Raw genomic sequence first — 15,414 nt, forward strand, 5'->3', positions numbered from 1 at the left:
TGAATAATGAGGAGCTTCGTATGGGCGGGCCACACAAAGCTCTCATCCAAACGATCACTGGTAGGGCTTAAGGATACGTTCGGCCTCAGCCTGCGCATCGTCGAGAGCTTGTTTTACGCTCTTATTACCTGTCAGCGACGCTTCAATCGCATCATCAATAACGCGTGCTACACGCTGATTTTCATAGGTTGAGAGCTCTGGCACCATGTAAGGAATCTGGTCGTGGGGTACCTTTGCGCTTGGAAACTCCTCGACATATTTCTTCATTGCTTCGGTTTGCCAAGCATCATCACGGGCAGCGATATAGCCTGTCTTAATGCTCCATTCGGCGGCCTGATCAGCAGAGGAAAGCCATTTCACAAACTGGAATGCCGCCTCCTGTTTCGCCTCATCTTCAACGTTAAAAATATAAGCATTTCCACCGCTGGTGGGCGCGCCATAGGCTTTATTCTTTGGCAGAATCTGCACACCGAATGGGAAAGGCGCATTAGTTTTCACATTTGTGAGATTACCGCTGGTCGTGGTGATCATAGCGGCGCGTCCTTCAAAAAAGTCCTTTGGATTGGTTGCCCACTCAATCACGCCGGGCTTCATCACCTTATGCTTTTGAGCCAAGTCCACCCAATATTGCATGGCCTCGACAACTTCAGGCGCGTTGAAATAGGTGGTTTTCCCATCCGGCTCGGAAATTTTGCCCTCATTCTGCGCAACATACCCTTGCAACAACCAATAGGACGTCAGCGACGACGGCACCTGCATACCCCAACGTGCGACGCCGCCATCAGCGGAACGCTTGGTCAGCTTCGTGGCGAAATCGACGACTTCTTGCCAATCCTGTGGACCTTTTTCCGGATCAAGACCGACCTCCTTGAAGGCATCCTTGTTCCAGAAGAAAACGGTTGTGCCGCGCTGGAACGGCACACCCCATGTTTTGTCTTCGCTTTTGCTGTTGATCATGAAAACCGGTGTGAACCCCGCAAGCCATGCCTTGTCATCTTCGGTCTTGGCGAGATCCTCATAGGGAACGATGGCATCTTCATCGATGAGCGTGAACATGTCTGTCGAGAGTATAACCGCGACTTCAGGCGCCTGACCGGATTTGAAAGCCGTGAGCGATTTGCTCAGGGTCTCGGGATAGGTGCCGGAATAGATCGGCTTCACCTTGATATCCGGGTGCTGCTCCTCAAAACGGACGATGAGATCATCGACGATTTTCGTAACCGGACCGCCGATTGCGACCGGATAATAAAAGCTGATCTCAACGGGCTTTGCCTGAGCCGTCCCCCAACCGCTAACTAAGGTCAGTATCGCAGATGTGGCCAAGAACCTGACAGATCGTTTTATCGTTAAATTCATTGTTCTCTCCTCCCAAGAAATGATCGTTCCCCGATCCTTTTTTACTTAAATGACTAAGGCCGTGCGTTCGACGCGATGCCCCTCCGCTTCATCAAACACATGCACCGCAGACGGCGCCCATGTCAGACCAACGGTATCACCCCGATTGAAGTGGCGAATGCCTTCAATACGAACCTGCAACGACTGATCGCCGACACGGCATTCAAGAATGCTGTCCGCACCATGATATTCGATAGATTCTATAGAGGCTTTCACACGTCCGTTATCCGACACACGGATTTCTTCGGGACGCAACCCTAGGACAAGCCCCTGCGCAGGATCACCTAAAATCGCCGGTCCCTCTGGGGTTCCACTGATCGCCGCCTTGCCGTCATAATCCGCCATACGGATAATGTTCATTGGCGGTGTCCCGATAAAACGGGAAACAAACGTTGTGGCGGGCTTCAGGTAAAGTTCGGAAGGCTTTGCCTTTTGCTCAATCTTACCGGCCTTCATCAGGATAACCTGATCGGCAAGGCTCATGGCTTCGATCTGATCATGGGTTACGTAAACCATGGTCATGCCGAGTTGCTGTTGCAAGCTACGGATTTCCTTGCGCATCTCATGGCGCAGCTGTGCATCAAGGTTGGAAAGTGGCTCATCCATCAAACACACGGACGCTTCTGCGACGATCGCACGCCCCAGAGCAACGCGCTGCTGCTGCCCACCCGAAAGCTGGGATGGCCGCCGATCGAGCAGATGCGACAGCCCCAGAATATCGGCAGCGCGTTTCAGACGCTGGCGACGCTCACCGGCAGACACTCTGCGTACACGTAGTCCGAAGATAATGTTCTCGGCAACCGTCAGATGCGGAAAAAGTGCATAAGACTGAAACACCATCGCGAGGCCGCGCTTTGCAGGCGACGCATTGGTGACGTCTTTGCCGCCAATAATGATCTGGCCGGAGGTCACTGAATCCAGACCGGCGATCAGACGCAAAGAGGTGGACTTACCACAACCGGAAGGTCCAAGCAGCACCGTTAGTGTACCGGGCTCCACGGTAAAACTCACATCGTTGACCGCGTGGAATGTCGCCCACTTCTTGTTGAGATTGACGATCTCAATTCCCGACATTCGCATCCTCTCCCAATGCCTATAGCAACCTTTGAAACCACGTCGGCAAAAAGGCAACTCCCAACTGGAAAACCTGCGGACGAACCTGAGGAACCAGTCTCCTTCTCAAAAAAATTATTGAACTTTTTATTCATAGTCAATACTTTTGTACATAATGAGTTGATTTACATCTTGGCTCATTCATTATGGGAGCGGACATGTCCAGATTCAGCATATTACAAATTTCAGATACTCATCTTTCACCGCGCACCGCGTATTTCCGTGAGAACAATCGCCTGCTCACCGAACCGCTGGCGAAGTCAAATCATGACTTCATTATCCACACGGGCGATGTGACACTGGACGGAATTCGTTATGACGAGGATTATGTTTTATGCCGCGATTTCTTTAGGGACACCGGCAAGACCATTCATTTTCTTGCAGGCAATCATGACGTGGGTGACAATCCAAGTCTTTCCAAGCCAGAAAGTGAAAATGGCAGCGCCATCAATGCCGCACGTTATACCAAATTTGCTGATTTTTTTGGCGCAGACCGCTGGGTTATCAATCAGGGCAATTGGCGAGTCATAGGGATAAGCTCGATGCTGATCGGCTCCGGACTTCCGCAGGAAGCCGAACAATATGACTGGATCGACGAGCAGATTGCCTCATCAGGCGACCAATATCTCGCCGTGTTCTCCCACCAACCCATTTATATCGATAATATGGACAGCACGGAGCTGACCTATTGGACTGTCGATCCAAAGGGCTGGGGTCGTCTTAAAGGTCTGATCGATCATCCCAAGTTGCGCCTCATCGCCAGCGGACACCTGCATCAGCAGCGTTCATCCAAGCGCGGCAATGTGCATCTGGAATGGTGCTCATCGATTGCATTTACAACGACGGAAGAGCTCGTTCCGGAAATGGGCGGAACTCGCGAAGTCGGCTACATGGAACATCACTTCTTTGATGACGGTCAGGTCGAAAGCAAAGTGCTTAAACACGAAGGATTCGCCAATGATCATCTTGAAGACATGATCAAGGTCGTTTACCCACTGATTGGCTCTTAAGCTTTTTTGGCCAGAAACCGGCTTTTTTAAACCATACACCCCGCCAGCCTGAGCTGACCGGGGTGTATTTTTATGCGTTATAGATATCAACCAGGCTTGTGCGCTGTCACCGATGCTGGCACCCGCGAATGACCAAACCAATTGGGGTTTGTGACACTCGCCTTACCCGCGTCAATCAACGCATTCTCATCGCTGCCGTTGGATTTGTAATCACGATCAGCTAATGGCTGAATACGAACCGAATTTTCCGTTTCTTCGAAAAGCTTCACATATTTCAGGTTTTTGTCACGGCCGATTTCAGCCTTCTCCAATGCAGCGGGCAGCTTTCGGGGCAGATTGACGTTCAACCAGTGACCATCATGCGCCCAATCGCTTCTGGTTTCCCAAAAGTTTCGGATATGGCTTGCAAGCCATGCCAAAGCGTCCTCCCCATCGAACGCTTCAGAGTCACGAGGCGCGGAAAATGCAACAGAAGCTATACCGTTCAGAGCACCTTCGCGAGCAACTGCCATCGTGCCGGAATAAGATACGTCCTCGGCCACGTTCCGTCCGGCATTGATGCCCGACAAAACGAGATCCGGCAGTTGCTTTTCACGGAAAACCCAATGAACCGCAGCGATCACACAATCCACCGGCGTCCCCGTGCAGACGTAGCGTTTGTCTGCGAGTTTGTTGACCGAAAAGCCAGCTGTCAGAGAAACGGAGTGCCCATTGGCACTGCGATTCCCGTCCGGGGCGATGATCCACACATCGTCACTCAAAAGACGCGCAGCCTTCTCAAGCACCGCAATGCCGGGAGCATTAATACCGTCGTCGTTTGAAATCAGAATTCGCATTTCCCACCTCTTGAAAACCGTCTCCGAGCAGGAGAGTCTCCACAATTTATGTGGCAACTTATGATTTATTTGTAAATTCTTTGCAATAAGAATATTTTTGTTCATTTTCTTGTTCAATCAATTCTTGACGTAAAGGTAATTATTGCCTCATTATCGCGCGCAAATTCGGACAGTGTGCCGTCTTTGAAGAAAGATATAAAAGGTAGGATAATGGCCCGCAGCACGAAGCCGAAAACCAAGTTTCAGGCAGATCAGGACGAACTGAAACTTCGTGCCGCTTGGCTCTATTATATTGAGGGACTGACACAGGAACAGGTCGCGCAGAATCTAGATATCAGCCGTATCAAGGCTTTTCGCCTGTTGGCAGCCACACGTGACGAAGGCATCGTCCAGATTTCTCTGAATTCCCATGCCGAGCCGCTCATTCGTTTGCAGCGGTCACTGGAGAAACACCTTGGGCTGTTCGAAGCGATTGTCGTGCCCTCTTCCGATCAATCCGAAGCCAGCATCTCGGCTGTTATAGGACACGCTACCGGACGCTACCTTTCGGATCGTCTGCAAGATGGACTGACAATCGGGGTCGGCTGGGGCGCGACTTTGCAGGCTTGCATGAGTCATCTTAAATGGCGTGAAATTAATGACCTGTCCGTTATATCGCTGCTCGGCGGCTTGACGCATTCCATGGCCGACAATCCATCTGCCGTTGCTTGGCGGCTTGCGGAATTTTACAAAACCGAACTGTTTCAGATTACCGCCCCAGTCTTTGTTCCTGAGGTGGCACTTGCTCAGAAATTGTGGGAAGTTCAGGAACTCAAAGCACTGAAAAACAAAGTTTCCGACATAGATCTCGCGATTTTGAGTGTAGCGGACATGAGCAAACAGGCATCGATTTTCCGTCGCGGCCTTCTTACTGCCCAAGATGCCGAAAGCCTGCAAGCGGCAGGTGCTGTTGGTGACGTTCTATGCCAGTTCGTTAATGAAGCAGGTGAAATCGTCGAGCATCCAATAAACAAACGCGCCATGGCGATCAGTCCCATGGAATTGCGAAAAGTGCCAAAAGTAATCATTTCTGCGGGTGGCATTCGCAAGGCGCAGATCATCCGCGCCAGTATTCTCACAACAAAGGCTCAAGTGCTGATCACGGATGAGATGACTGCTAAAGAACTATTGACTCTAAAAAGCCTCAACTAATCAGCTTGTTGCCCCCGGGTTCAGAATCAGCAAAAGCCGTGATTGACCATAGCTTGACGCTTCGTGCACAAGCTCTGGCACTCCATGGTATGTCGGAGTGCATTACCATAAATTAAGCCATTGCCCGTCTCGATCAGCCGCATGACAAAATTGATCACCTTTCGCCTTCACCTATCATAATTCTGCGCACCGCCCGCCATTTCGCACAGGAAAAATAATCTTCACTACACAGCTACGAATACTAGGCAGAGACTAAACGGCTATCACTTAATAGCCCGGCCTCATCAAGTATCGGATGCGCGACTGAAACAATATGAGCATTAATACGTTTTAGATCGCGCAACAAATCAAGATGTATTGAACTTGTCCGAAGACTTTCAACCCTTCCATCACGAAGTCGTGCAAGATGCTGCTCTGAGGAAAGTTTTTCCATACGACGCACTTCGATTTTAATCTCCATAAGTCGCTTAGCGAGATGAAAATCTCTCGTCGCAAAAATAGTCTGAGCCGTGCGTATATTGTCTATGGTTAAATCGAATAATCGCTCGAGTTCGCCAAAACCATCGTCAGAAAAATGCAAGCCAAGTGCCGCTTTCTTCGCTAATGAAGGCACCAACCCCTTCTCTACTATATCGCCTATATGTTCAAGATTGACAGCGTAATCGATGATTTCCAGCGATCGACGACCATTTTCTTCAGTCAAGCTTTGACGACCAAGATTGGACAAGTAGACCTTTACTTCCTGTTGGAGGAAGTCTACCCGCTGTTCAAGCAATGCAATATCGCTTGAGACAGAAGGATCATTCTTCTGAAAAGCTGATGACATCCGCATCAACATGCGTTCAACGAGATCACCTATACTCAAAACTTCGCGCGTTGCTCCAGCTAAGGCCATGACCGGCGTTGAAAGTTGCTGCATATCAAGAAATTTGGTTCCCATATCTGACTTCTGAGGGTCCGGAACCATCCTTATCATCAAATCGGATAACAAGCGCGAGAATGGCCATGCCACAATCGCCAGCATGATATTGAAAGCAAGATGTGCATCCACGGGTAGTTTACTTGCTGGAAGTGATAATGCTGCTGCCACATCGGCTCCGTATTGGGCAAATGGGAGTGCAATCAAACATCCAATTCCCCGAACAATGAGATTACCAAGTGTAACCCTTTTTGCTGCAACCTCTCCTCCCATAGAAGCGATCACCGGTGGAATTGCTCCGCCAAGGTTAGCGCCAAGAACAAGAACAATCAGTAGCCCGGAAGGTATTACGCCGGTGGCGGCAAGGGAGAGGATCAGGACGACCGCCGCCAGACTTGACGATGAAATGAACGCGATACCCGCCGAAAAAAGCAAAGCAACGGGCCAGGCATCATTTAACATGCTCACAAAGCTTGCCACGGCAGGTGAATGGCGGACCGGTCCTGTTGCCAAACTGAGGAGGTGAAGCGAGAGCAGCATCAGTCCTATGCCAATGAGCATAGTCCCAATGCCACGGCGATTCCCGCTTCCTTTTTTCAGAAAAACTATACCGGACAATATCAATAATGGAGACAACCATTCGGTTCCGGTTGCCACGATCCAGGCCGTTACCGCAGTGCCAACATTTGCTCCCAAAAGCACAGTTTGCGCCATACGCTGCTGAATGAAATCACGTTCAACAAATGACGCCACCATTAAGGCGGTCGCCGTCGAACTCTGGAGGCCAATTGTAGCCGCAAAGCCAGAAATGAAAGAACGAGGTCCATTGCTTGTGCCGCGAGCAAGCCCCGCACGAAGACTAGCACCAAATGCTCGCTGAACACCATCCTTGACCTGTGCAAGACCGAATAACAGCAGAGACACAGCACCGCATAGATTGATTATGATGATTGTGGATTCCATCATAAGGCTCCGATGGTCTTTTCAGCGAACAGTTAGTACTTATTTCATCAGACGGAGCGGAAACCTCCGTGACGTTGCGCCTCTATTCCGGTTTCACGGCAACAAGATATTCATCGCCCAAACGTGTTTCGCCAAACCAGTTCAACCGGCTAATACAGACATTACCACGATCAAGCAGATCATTGTCATCTCCATCGGAGGCACTGTGCTCGCGGCCCCGAGGTATTATGATCTCGGTGACTTGTCCGTTTGACGATAATACTTCAGCGCGAATCCCGATCTTGTCACGACCAATCCTTGGTTGTGCAATCGCCGCTGGCAGTCGCTCGGGCAAATTGATACTGAGCCAATGCCCGTCCAAAAATATGGTGTCGCGCTTGTTGAGTATCTGTCTGACGAAGTTTGCAAGCCAGTCAATATCACTGTCAGCTTCTGCGGCTTGCTTAACGCGCGAAAATCCAATCGCCGGAACACCCCAAAACGTGGCCTCTCTAGCAATTCCAAGTGTGCCAGAGTACGCAAGGTCTTCAGCGACATTACGACCATCATTGATGCCCGACAACACGACGTCTGGCTTCTTCTGACCATCGAAAAGCCATGTCATCGCAGTGACCACGCAATCCGCAGGCGTGCCTGAACAAGAATAGCGACGGATTCCCTTTTCCACCATAGTAAGCGGGCGGGCAATCGTGATGGATCCACTCGCTGCTGTGCGCTTGCCATCGGGTGCGACAACCCAGACATCATCGCTTATCCGTTCGGCAACCTCAGTTAATCGCGCAAGTCCAGGCGCATCAATGCCATCATCGTTTGCTACGAGTATTCTCATTTTATCTCCATTCAGATCGAAAGCCGTGAGCCGGTCACCGCCGTTGTATTGAGCGTTGTCAGGTAAGGCTTAAGCTCCTCAAGCTTATCGAGTGCGCAGGAATGACCGAGTGCAGCGGGTTTTCCCGCGTCTCGCCAGAGTTCCAAATTCTCCGACCGGGTGGGATGGGTAGGAAGTCGTATCCAATTCGCCCGACCTTGTTCCAATAGAGTTTGCGCTGGTGTGTTTTCTGGTACGTGACCCGTCAGCAGCACAGGTACATTTTGCTCTGCCGCTTGTTGTAATGCTTGTATTGAGGGCCCTGCACTACCCATGCCGTCGAAAGTCAATAAAGGACAATTAGGCAAATCAGAGTCCTCGTTCCAATCAACTGCCTCCGTGAGCTTTGATCGCAACAACCGGACAACCTGTGATGAGAACGCATTTGGAACATCAAGCTGCGCTTCCAATGAACGGCGCATCGCGTGATGGATTGCAAAACGGTCTGGGAGAATAGCCATCAATTCAAGTGGTTTCCCGGAAACAGGCACAGGGATCACCAGTTTACCATTATGCTCATCTATAAAGCTCTCGATCTGGCGAACCCGATCCTTCGCAGAAACCGGATCACCACCATACGAGGCATCAAGGATGACAAGGTCACAATGCGGTAGCGGGTCCATTAGAAAAACATCGCTTTTAGGAACTACGTCCGCACAATAAACAACACGTTTCGACTGGGTTGTTACCGAAAACCAAACACCTCCAGCTACATGACCCGATCGCCCTGACGAAATATCGGTCTGACCTACGCGTAAGGTATCGCCGGGGGCAAAAACTTTGATAGACATGTCAGCTAAAGAGCTGTTCAGCTTATGCAATGGGTCGGCGTATTGGCTGAGCATTGAGCCTGCATCGGCAAGGGTTTCCTGAGTCATGTAAAACGTACCCTTGAAACCATTACAGCTCAGCCAGTAAAGTGCACCAATGTGGTCTTCGTGAGCATGTGAAATAAAGGCGGCATCAAGTGCTGGAACATCCTGTTCAGCAATGGCTGGATAATAGTCGCGCCCCTTCCCTCCAACTTTGATTCCCGCATCGAATAAGAGCCTCCTATCAGTGCTTATACCAACACTGGTACGCCCCTTTTCCCCGAACCCCCCATAGAGATCGATTAACATTTCCCTGTTGCTCCTTCAGGAATAACCCAACCGGAGTTAATGGCTATGTTAATCGTATCGCCTTCCTGTCCACCGGCCATATCCGGCAAATCAAAAGTGAGTTCGACGGAAGGATGATTTACCGGGTGCGCTTCGATACGAGCGCCACCACCTCGGTAAATGCGACGCTTGACTGTGAGTACTATGCCATCACTGTCCCGCAACTCTATGTTCTGAGATCGTATGCATATCTTTGTATCAACATTTGACCTCTGTCCCGGAGCGCAGCGCAACACTGCTTTTTGCCCAAACACTTCAACTTCGCAGTGCCCGTTATTTTCCGCGCTCAGTACGCGTGCAGGCAGAACCATTCCATTTGCTATGAATGACGCCACCATCTCGCTCTGAGGCCGTTCATAGAGCTCCCGCGGAGTAGCAAACTGGATCAGCTTTCCCTTATCCATGACCGCTATGCGATCAGCCAGCGCCATCGCTTCGGCCTGATCATGTGTAATATAGACAATCGTGGTGCCTGTACGTTTGTGGAACGAGGCAAATTCATCTTCCATCGAAGCACGCAAATGCACATCCAGATTAGCCAGCGGCTCGTCAAACAAAACCAGTGATGGCGTAGCAACCAGACATCGCGCGAGCGCCACACGCTGACGCTGACCGCCCGATAAATTAGCGGGTCTGCGGTCTCCAAGTCCGGTGAGATCAACAAGCGCAAGTGCCTCTTTTACCCGTCGCTCCAGTTCAGGTTTAGCGACCTTTGCCACACGAAGACTATAACCGACGTTCTCAGCAACAGTCATGTGGGGCCAAAGCGCATAGTTCTGAAAAACGATACCAACACGGCGGTTCTCAGGTTCGACGTGACTGTCGATAGCTGACATTACCTTATCGCCAACACAAATTGTGCCTTTGGTAATTTTCTCAAAGCCAGCGATCGCACGTAGCAGAGTTGTTTTCCCGCAGCCTGATGGCCCAAGGACGGCTACAAACTCTCCATTCTTAATATCGAGTGTGACATCGGAAAGCGCATCGAAATTACCGAAGTTTTTAGTGACATTTTTAATGTTTAATCCCGCCATGGGAGCACTCCATCAGGCAGACGCCGCGCGAAAAGGTTCGTCGACAGCATGAGAAAAATCGTTACCAATATCGTTACAATCGATGTGGCAGCGGCATATGTGGAATCCCCTCCCTGCTCGAAGGAGAAAATAACGACACCAATGGTTTCAGATCCTGACGCCCAAAGAAGAGCTGAGACGGTCAGCTCGCTAAATGCCGTCAAGAAGATCAGTACCCCACCAGCAAGAGTAGCTGGCGCGACCAATGGAAAGATTATGGTTCGCAAGCGCATGAACAGGCTGGCGCCAGCCACCTGCGCAGCTTCTTCAAGCGACCGATCAATCTGGTGAAGTCCACTGACGGTCGGCCGTAGTGCGAGAACAAAAAACCGAGCCAGATAGGCATACAGGATAATCCAAATCGTATTGTAGATGTGAAAGCCAAATATCGGCATCGGCTTAAGAAAAAGCAGCAGCGAGGCAATGGCCATGACCACACCCGGCAGGGCATAAGGGAGTTCGGCAGTGAGGTTGAATAGTCTAGTCCACCAACGTTTACGCCAAGTTGTGATATAAGCCAAAGGCACAGCAATCACAACAGCGAAGAAGGAGGCCGCCAGCGACAGCCCAAAGCTATTCAAGAAGGCGCGTTCGGTGGCTGCATGTTCAAAGAGAATGAAACTGTAGTTGGCAAGCGTCGCAGTCTCCCATGTCAATGGCGTGCCATAGGCGCTAACCAAAGACGTCAAAGCAAGACCCAAAATAGGTAGTCCCAATACCGCAACAACAATCAGCAACATGACGCCTTCGATCCAGATTCGCCAACGCCCAAGTTCAAAAGGACTTGCGGGGAGCGAAGTTGATGCAATTCTGTAATCGCGCCAGCGCGAGACATATTCTTGAGCAACTATACCAACGATTGCGATCACGCCGATCAAGGTGGACAAGGTTGCGACATCCGTGAGGACTGCGGGACCACCACCGCTCAGACGCTGGTAAATCAATGTCGGTAAAACAAGATAGTTGGCCGGGATCCCCAGGAAGGCTGGGATACCGAAATTACCAACACAAGAGACAAATGTGAGGGCGGTCGCTCCAATGATGGAGGGTGCCATCAGTGGAACGATGATTGTGCGCAAAACTGTCAATTTTTTCGCGCCGCTGCTCAACGCGGCCTCTATGAGTTCGCGTGGTAACTTGCGCAGTCCCGCACGCACAATGAGAAACACCAGTGGTCCATATTGTACTCCAAGCAGCAGAATAATCCCTGTGCTGGAATAAAGCGGGTTACGCGATCCCAATGGCGGCGCCATTCCGATCATCTTGAGGAACGGGCTCGCAGGGCCAAAAAGCTGTAGCCATGCGAGCGCTGTAACCTGCGGCGCAATCAGCAATGGTGTTACGTAGAGAAATATAAAAACGGACCTCCCGCGAATATCCGTGAGGCTAACCAGCAAGGCCACACCCGTTCCCAGAATAACCGCAAAAACAGTCCCAAAAACCCCGACATACAGTGAATGCCACGTCGCGGTCCAAGTCGCTGAAGAGGAAAAGACGCGCCCAATGGCCTCGACCGCCGTACCTTTAGCGGGCATTATGACTTCAAGGAGAAGCCGTCCCATTGGGAGAAGCGACAGTAGAGAAACGATAATAATCGTCCCTGCAATCAGAGCCTTATCCCGGCTCTGATTGTTTGTCTCAGATACTTTTTGCATAGGTTTTCTAAGCCCTAACCGCCAAACATTTCTGTGAATCGCGACTTGTCTTGATCGGTCTTTTCCAGAACCTTTTGCGTGTCTATTGGCATAATTTTAACCGTCAGCCCCTCAGGCATCCAAGCAGGTTTCCCCACAGATGACTTGGCAGGCAAATAGCCCTGCTTCAGAGCAAGGTTTTGACCTTCATCCGAAATGATGAAGTCAATGAACTTCTTCGCGTCGTCGGCGTTTTTGGTCGTTGACATGATAGCAACTGGCTCAGTCACAGCTGGAACGCCCTCTTCAGGAAAGACGAACTCAACAGGTGAGCCTTTTGCTTTAGCGTTTAGCGCCATAAAGTCGACAAGGACACCATAGGGTTTCTCGCCGCTGGCAATAGACTTAAGAACCGCACCATTGCCTCTAACGCTTACAACATCATTTTCTTTGAGAGCGTCAAAAAACTTCCAGCCGAGACTATCATTAGCCACAAAGCCACTCAGGAGATATGCTGCGGCACCTGAATAGAGAGGACTAGGCATAACAATCATACCTTTATAGTCTGGCTTTTCTAAGTCAGACCAGTGCTGTGGCTTTTGTTGAGCCGCAGAATTGTAAGCAATACCCGTCGTGATCAACTTGCTGCCAAAATAGTACTTTTCCGGATCAATTGTGCCGGCCTCAAAACCGTCAACGTTCGCACCAGAATACTGCATTAGTCTATTATCGGCTTTTAAGCTTTCCATACTGACAGCATCAGCAATGAGCAACACGTCCGCCTGTGGCGCACCCGCCGAAAACTCTGCCGCTAGTTTGCTCATGATATCGCTCGTGCCTGAGCGATAAACCTGAACATCGACATCCGGATTGAGTTTGCGGAACTCTTCAACAGTCTTGGCCGCATCAGCGTCGGGCTGCGACGTGTAGAGCGTAAGTGTGCCAGCCAGAGCAGTTCCAGCAAATGTAAGGCTAGCGAAACACGCCGTGAGGACACCTATCCTCCGGGTCAAATTCTTCATTTCTTCCTCCCATAGGAACGCCATCGCGGGCCGTTCCTGTTCCTCCCTTTAGTCGGACAGCTTGATGTCCTTAAGCGATATAATAATGTTCATTTGTTCTTTGTCAAATACATTTGAACAGTTGACGCATAGGGTGTTTTTTTTGCTATAGTTTAAGCAGCCTTAGAAATTCGCGGGGGGAGTGAAATAGGAATGACGAGCAAAAACTGGCCGTTGAGATCATCGGACCTCAAGGTGAAGACAGTTTGGCTGTACTATGTAGAGGGTATGACTCAAGAGCAGATTGCCGATCAGCTGGGTGTCAGTCGCGTCAAGATAATGCGCACGCTTGCCGCCGCAACTGCCGAAGGAATCGTTGTGACGCGTATCAATGCAGCTACGAGCGAGCAAATTGAGCTTGAGCGCCGTCTTGAAGAAAAATGGGGACTGGCATCGGCGATTGTCGTCCCTACACCTCAGAACGGAGAGAACCTTGAGAAGGCGCTTGGCAACGCCGTTGCCTCCTATCTTGATCAGGAAATGCAAGATGGAATGACGCTTGCGATCGGAGGAGGAGCAACGCTCTATGCCAGCGTCCAGTTCCTGGAACATCGTAAACTTCAAGATGCATCCGTTGTCGCCCTTGTAGGAAGCCTTCCACACTCAGGCTGGATCAACCCTTCTGTTGTTGCGGCGCGAGTTGCGGAGGTCTACGAGGTAGACAGCTATCAGATTACGGCACCCGTTGTTCTCGATGAACAAGGTTTACGGGAGACTCTATGGCGCCAATCGGAACTCCGTAATCTCCAGCAACGTGCAGCTCAAGCAGATATTGCATTACTGACAGTAGGTGCAGTTTCGGAAGACGCAACGATCTTTCGACACGGGATCGTTTCATCTGATCTCATAAGGCCGCTACATGATTGCGGAGCGGTCGCCAACATACTCTGCTATTTCGTCGACAAGCACGGAAAACTAGTTGATCACGAAATCAATCAACGGGTGATGTCGATCGACCTGAAGACAGTGGCAGCGATCAGCCGCGTCGTATTAGCAGCCGGCGGCACCTCTAAAGTAGCAGCGATCCGCGCTGCACTTAAAATTGTTCCGGCAAGTGTACTCATTACCGATAGTCAAACAGCAATGGCCCTCCTCAAAGACTGACAGTCTTTGAGGACGAAATTCTGTCACTCTTAACTCAAATGTTAAGCTTTACGGCTACGCAAGAAATCTAATAAGCCTACATGCGTAATTGCCTCAAATTCATTGGTGACTTGTTCAAAATGCCGTTTCTGAGCTTGCATCATCAGCAAGACCGCACGCATTTCTGAAGAGACCCCGAAGCGTTCCCACCGTCTGGCGACATGCAGGGGGATGCTGGCAACATCACAAAAATCGGATATACTATCATACCCAAGCTCACTCAGCAGCGCTCTTAAATCGGTCGCAGACATCCGCTCTTCAACAGCATGATCATGAAGCCGCTCAGCAACAAACTGAATATCGCGCGGCGCAGACTCAGCAAGCCTCGTTAAAATTCCTCCGAATTCAGTCAATAGTTTTGACATTTTAGGTTCTCCTCGGCACGCTGGTTAGCTTTATTGGCTTCGATTGTCGCGTGTTACACATTGATTGATTGATAAATTTAATCAAGCAAATTTCGAAAACCTACACCACAAGGGCATCAAAGCAATGGATCGCCAAAGCGCATACTTACAGCGTAAGTGTGTTACCTTGTGTATGAAGCCGCTTTAAGTCCCGTCTGCATTCATTTCAACCATATTATAGCGCACGCGAGATGGACGAAGCCCATGAATGCGGTGATTGTCTTCTCGCATCGTAATGCGATGCGGCGGAATCTCTTGAGTTTGTTGAAGAAGCATTCAACCTGATGGCGCTCTTTGTAAAGACTCCGGTCAATGGGCGGTGTCATTGCACGAGAGGGGGTGGCTTTGATCTGGGCGATTGCGTTGAAATCATCGACAATGAAAGCTCTGAGCCGATCGCCATCATAGGCGGCATCCGCAATGAGGTGGCCGACGCCCTTCAAGCCGGACGGCAGCGCTTTGGCCTGCGGGCAGGCTCCATGATGACCCGGCGTTGGATGGATGCGAACTGGCAGGCCGATAGCATCAACCACAGCATGGAGCTTGGTGGTCAGTCCTCCACGTGAGCGACCGATGCAGACCCACCTTGCCCCGTTGAAATAAACCATTTTGAAGTAAGTTCTGGCCCATTGAGAGGACCAGAG

13 protein-coding genes and 1 pseudogene are annotated in these 15,414 nt (G+C 50.4%); 3 read left to right on the forward strand and 11 right to left on the reverse strand.

The features are described 5' to 3' along the window. Positions 1 to 54: 54 nt before the first annotated feature. Positions 55 to 1,356: an ABC transporter substrate-binding protein gene (locus U2P60_RS01730; RefSeq protein WP_413570987.1), complete on the reverse strand. Its 1,302-nt coding sequence runs from the start codon at positions 1,354 to 1,356 to the stop codon at positions 55 to 57. A 45-nt stretch (positions 1,357 to 1,401) separates the two neighbouring features. Further along, positions 1,402 to 2,469 carry an ABC transporter ATP-binding protein gene (locus U2P60_RS01735; protein ID WP_413570989.1) on the reverse strand — a complete coding sequence of 356 codons (1,068 nt, stop codon included), beginning with the start codon at positions 2,467 to 2,469 and terminating at the stop codon, positions 1,402 to 1,404. Positions 2,470 to 2,666: 197 nt separating this feature from the next. Between U2P60_RS01735 and U2P60_RS01740 the strand changes: the two genes are divergently transcribed. Beyond that, positions 2,667 to 3,518, forward strand: a complete 852-nt coding sequence (locus U2P60_RS01740) for a metallophosphoesterase family protein (RefSeq protein WP_413570990.1) — start codon at positions 2,667 to 2,669, stop codon at positions 3,516 to 3,518. 86 nt (positions 3,519 to 3,604) lie between these two features. On the opposite strand, the gene surE (U2P60_RS01745) is transcribed toward U2P60_RS01740, so the two are convergent. Next, entirely contained in the window at positions 3,605 to 4,354 is a 750-nt protein-coding gene (surE, locus tag U2P60_RS01745) for a 5'/3'-nucleotidase SurE (protein ID WP_413570991.1), read from the reverse strand. 210 nt (positions 4,355 to 4,564) lie between these two features. On the opposite strand from surE (U2P60_RS01745), the gene U2P60_RS01750 reads away from it, so the two are divergent. Then, positions 4,565 to 5,545 carry a sugar-binding transcriptional regulator gene (locus U2P60_RS01750; protein ID WP_413570992.1) on the forward strand — a complete coding sequence of 327 codons (981 nt, stop codon included), beginning with the start codon at positions 4,565 to 4,567 and terminating at the stop codon, positions 5,543 to 5,545. A gap of 241 nt (positions 5,546 to 5,786) precedes the next feature. On the opposite strand, the gene U2P60_RS01755 is transcribed toward U2P60_RS01750, so the two are convergent. From U2P60_RS01755 to U2P60_RS01780, 6 genes are all read right to left on the reverse strand, one after another. Then, a complete protein-coding gene (locus tag U2P60_RS01755; RefSeq protein ID WP_413570993.1) occupies positions 5,787 to 7,427 on the reverse strand; it encodes a Na/Pi cotransporter family protein in 1,641 nt (546 codons plus the stop codon). Positions 7,428 to 7,509: 82 nt separating this feature from the next. Next, entirely contained in the window at positions 7,510 to 8,256 is a 747-nt protein-coding gene (gene surE, locus U2P60_RS01760; protein WP_413570994.1) for a 5'/3'-nucleotidase SurE, read from the reverse strand. An 11-nt stretch (positions 8,257 to 8,267) separates the two neighbouring features. Beyond that, positions 8,268 to 9,416 carry an MBL fold metallo-hydrolase gene (locus U2P60_RS01765; protein ID WP_413570995.1) on the reverse strand — a complete coding sequence of 383 codons (1,149 nt, stop codon included), beginning with the start codon at positions 9,414 to 9,416 and terminating at the stop codon, positions 8,268 to 8,270. Beyond that, positions 9,410 to 10,489 carry an ABC transporter ATP-binding protein gene (locus U2P60_RS01770; protein WP_413570996.1) on the reverse strand — a complete coding sequence of 360 codons (1,080 nt, stop codon included), beginning with the start codon at positions 10,487 to 10,489 and terminating at the stop codon, positions 9,410 to 9,412. The genes U2P60_RS01765 and U2P60_RS01770 overlap by 7 nt, the downstream gene beginning before the upstream one ends. Next, positions 10,477 to 12,183 (reverse strand): ABC transporter permease, encoded by a 1,707-nt coding sequence (locus U2P60_RS01775; RefSeq protein ID WP_413570997.1) that lies wholly within the window; start codon positions 12,181 to 12,183, stop codon positions 10,477 to 10,479. The genes U2P60_RS01770 and U2P60_RS01775 overlap by 13 nt, the downstream gene beginning before the upstream one ends. 14 nt (positions 12,184 to 12,197) lie before the next feature. Beyond that, positions 12,198 to 13,184, reverse strand: coding sequence for an ABC transporter substrate-binding protein (locus U2P60_RS01780; protein ID WP_413570998.1), 987 nt, complete (start codon positions 13,182 to 13,184; stop codon positions 12,198 to 12,200). Positions 13,185 to 13,376: 192 nt separating this feature from the next. Between U2P60_RS01780 and U2P60_RS01785 the strand changes: the two genes are divergently transcribed. Continuing rightward, positions 13,377 to 14,327 (forward strand): sugar-binding transcriptional regulator, encoded by a 951-nt coding sequence (locus U2P60_RS01785; RefSeq protein WP_413570999.1) that lies wholly within the window; start codon positions 13,377 to 13,379, stop codon positions 14,325 to 14,327. Between the two features lie 41 nt (positions 14,328 to 14,368). On the opposite strand, the gene U2P60_RS01790 is transcribed toward U2P60_RS01785, so the two are convergent. Then, positions 14,369 to 14,731: a hypothetical protein gene (locus U2P60_RS01790; protein ID WP_413571000.1), complete on the reverse strand. Its 363-nt coding sequence runs from the start codon at positions 14,729 to 14,731 to the stop codon at positions 14,369 to 14,371. Positions 14,732 to 14,931: 200 nt separating this feature from the next. Further along, positions 14,932 to 15,363 (reverse strand): annotated as a pseudogene (locus tag U2P60_RS01795) (IS5 family transposase); the annotation flags it as partial. Between the last annotated feature and the right edge of the window lie 51 nt (positions 15,364 to 15,414).

The sequence above is a fragment of the Brucella sp. H1_1004 genome, assembly GCF_047308065.1.
Taxonomy (GTDB): Bacteria; Pseudomonadota; Alphaproteobacteria; order Rhizobiales; family Rhizobiaceae; genus Brucella; species Brucella pseudogrignonensis_B.

Coding starts and splice junctions, on each gene's coding strand:
- U2P60_RS01780 (WP_413570998.1), bottom strand. CDS start 13,184: ATGAAGAATTTGACCCGGAGGATAGGTGTCCTCACGGCGTGTTTCGCT.
- U2P60_RS01770 (WP_413570996.1), bottom strand. CDS start 10,489: ATGGCGGGATTAAACATTAAAAATGTCACTAAAAACTTCGGTAATTTC.
- surE (WP_413570994.1), bottom strand. CDS start 8,256: ATGAGAATACTCGTAGCAAACGATGATGGCATTGATGCGCCTGGACTT.
- U2P60_RS01785 (WP_413570999.1), top strand. CDS start 13,377: ATGACGAGCAAAAACTGGCCGTTGAGATCATCGGACCTCAAGGTGAAG.
- surE (WP_413570991.1), bottom strand. CDS start 4,354: ATGCGAATTCTGATTTCAAACGACGACGGTATTAATGCTCCCGGCATT.
- U2P60_RS01765 (WP_413570995.1), bottom strand. CDS start 9,416: ATGTTAATCGATCTCTATGGGGGGTTCGGGGAAAAGGGGCGTACCAGT.
- U2P60_RS01735 (WP_413570989.1), bottom strand. CDS start 2,469: ATGTCGGGAATTGAGATCGTCAATCTCAACAAGAAGTGGGCGACATTC.
- U2P60_RS01755 (WP_413570993.1), bottom strand. CDS start 7,427: ATGGAATCCACAATCATCATAATCAATCTATGCGGTGCTGTGTCTCTG.
- U2P60_RS01775 (WP_413570997.1), bottom strand. CDS start 12,183: ATGCAAAAAGTATCTGAGACAAACAATCAGAGCCGGGATAAGGCTCTG.
- U2P60_RS01750 (WP_413570992.1), top strand. CDS start 4,565: ATGGCCCGCAGCACGAAGCCGAAAACCAAGTTTCAGGCAGATCAGGAC.
- U2P60_RS01730 (WP_413570987.1), bottom strand. CDS start 1,356: ATGAATTTAACGATAAAACGATCTGTCAGGTTCTTGGCCACATCTGCG.
- U2P60_RS01740 (WP_413570990.1), top strand. CDS start 2,667: ATGTCCAGATTCAGCATATTACAAATTTCAGATACTCATCTTTCACCG.
- U2P60_RS01790 (WP_413571000.1), bottom strand. CDS start 14,731: ATGTCAAAACTATTGACTGAATTCGGAGGAATTTTAACGAGGCTTGCT.